The 2,065-nt window shown below is 70.1% G+C and carries 4 protein-coding genes; 2 read left to right on the forward strand and 2 right to left on the reverse strand.

Features of this window, described 5'->3' with window-relative positions; all coding sequences use genetic code 11:
• The coding region (locus tag ABYE80_RS20220) for a hypothetical protein (RefSeq protein ID WP_372792155.1) at positions 1–397 on the forward strand (397 nt) is incomplete at its 5' end.
• A gap of 104 nt (positions 398–501) precedes the next feature.
• Entirely contained in the window at positions 502–690 is a 189-nt protein-coding gene (locus tag ABYE80_RS20225) for a hypothetical protein (RefSeq protein WP_372792157.1), read from the forward strand.
• 28 nt (positions 691–718) lie between these two features.
• Here the strand turns inward: ABYE80_RS20225 and gmd are convergent, their stop codons facing one another.
• Together gmd and ABYE80_RS20235 are read right to left on the reverse strand one after the other, a co-directional pair.
• Entirely contained in the window at positions 719–1,687 is a 969-nt protein-coding gene (gene gmd / locus ABYE80_RS20230) for a GDP-mannose 4,6-dehydratase (protein WP_372792159.1), read from the reverse strand.
• A 107-nt stretch (positions 1,688–1,794) separates the two neighbouring features.
• A partial coding sequence (locus tag ABYE80_RS20235; RefSeq protein ID WP_372792161.1) for a hypothetical protein occupies positions 1,795–2,065 on the reverse strand: 271 nt, incomplete at its 5' end.

Genomic DNA, 2,065 nt, shown 5'->3' on the forward strand with positions numbered 1-2,065 from the left:
GGCCTCGCTCTACGTCATGTGGAAGCAGGGCGTGGACACGGTGACCTGGTTCAACATGCGCGACGACGCCCCGAAGCCCAGCTACGACACCACGTACCAGTCGGGGGTCTACTTCCGCGGCGACACGGTCGCGCAGGACACGCCCAAGCCCTCGTTCACGGCCTTCCGCTTCCCCTTCACCGCCTATCGCACCAAGGGCGTCGCCCGCCTCTGGGGGCTCGCCCCCGCCAGGGGCAAGGTGCTGATCCAGGCGCGCCGCGGCAGTTCGTGGCGCACGGTGACGACCGCGACCGCCGCGAGCAACCGTCTCTTCCAGGGCAAGCTCCGGGTCGGCCGCGGCACGCGCCTTCGCGCGGTGCAGGGCCAGGACGTCAGCCGGACGTGGCTGGTGTTCTAGAAGGTGCGGGCGCGCGCCGTCACGGATCTTTCTCCGACAGCTGGCGCAGACCGGCTACCCTCGGGACGCTTGTCCCACACAGCGACGTCGAGGTCCCACGCACCATGACGCCACACAGTCCACGGCACCGCACGCCGATCTCCCGCTGGAGACTGGCCCTGCTGCGTCCGATCCTGCGGTACAGCTACAGCCGCGACGCGTACGTGCTGCGCGTCATCGGCAACAGCCGCGGACCGGTCTACCAGGTGCGGGTCACCACGGACGCCGGCGCCGGCAGTCAGCCGACGGCGTAGGGACGGCAGAGCCGCCCCAGCCGGCGGACTACGGCTTCAGCAGGTCCAGGTCCGCGCGGGTCATGAGCCGGATGAGCTCCTCGAAGCTCGTCTTCGGCTTCCAGCCCAGGTCGCGCTCGGCCTTGTCGTAGCTGCCGATCAGCAGGTCGACCTCGGCGGGGCGCACGAACTGCGGGTCGATCTCGACGTACTGCTTCCAGTCGCCCAGACCCGCCTCGTCGAACGCGACCTCGACGCACCGCTCGACGGTGTTCGTCTCGTTGGTGGCGATGACGTAGTCGTCGGCCTTGTCCTGCTGCAGCATCAGCCACATCGCTTCGACGTAGTCCTTGGCGTAACCCCAGTCGCGCTGCGCGTCGAGGTTGCCGAGGGCGAGCTTGTCACGCAGACCGTGCTTGATCGCGGCGGCGTGCCACGTGATCTTGCGGGTCACGAACTCCAGCCCGCGGCGCGGTGACTCGTGGTTGAAGAGGATGCCGCTCGTCGCGTGCAGCCCGTAGGACTCGCGGTAGTTGACGGTGATGAAGTGACCGTAGGCCTTCGCGACGCCGTAGGGCGAGCGCGGGTAGAACGGCGTCGCCTCGGTCTGCGGGACCTCGATGACCTTGCCGAACATCTCCGAGCTCGACGCCTGGTAGAAGCGCGCCTCGGGGCACACCTCGCGCATCGCCTCGAGGATGCGGGTCACGCCGACGCCCGTGAACTCGGCGGTCAGGGTGGGCTGGATCCACGACACCGCGACGAAGCTCATCGCAGCGAGGTTGTAGATCTCGTCGGGCTTGCTGGCGCGCAGCGCGTCGACGAGCGAACGGTGATCGAGCAGGTCGGCCTGGTGCAGGGTGATCTGCTCCCGCAGGTGCTCGATGCGGTCGAACTTCTCGGTCGACGACCGGCGGACCATGCCGTGGACGTCGTACCCCTTCTCGAGCAGGAGCTCTGCGAGATAGGAGCCGTCCTGGCCGGTGATCCCCGTGATGAAAGCGGTCTTCTGAGCCATAGTCGACTCGGAGCCTCGCACACACCGCGCCCGAGGCGTCGGGTCGTCGCGCGCGATGCGGGTGTCGTCGCCCCGGGCGCAGGGCCTGCGCGCGGGGCGCCGCCCGATCAGTCGGCGGGGCGCGGACCGACCTCCACCAGCGTCGCGCCGCCGGCCGAGCCCAGGGTCCGCAGCTTCCGGCGCTGGAGCAGACGCAGCAGCGCGTCGTACGCAGGGCCGGCCGGGCGCGGCGGCCAGGTGTTCGCGACCGCCGCCGCCACCCAGTCGGTCCGCGCGATCAGCCGCGCCCCGTCGGGCAGGGCGTCGATCGCCTCGTCGAGGGGGCCGCGCAGGAACACGGGGAGCTCATCACGGGTGGGGTCGCCCAGCGGCAGGACC

The organism is Paraconexibacter sp. (assembly GCF_041602235.1).
Lineage (GTDB): Bacteria > Actinomycetota > Thermoleophilia > Solirubrobacterales > Solirubrobacteraceae > Paraconexibacter.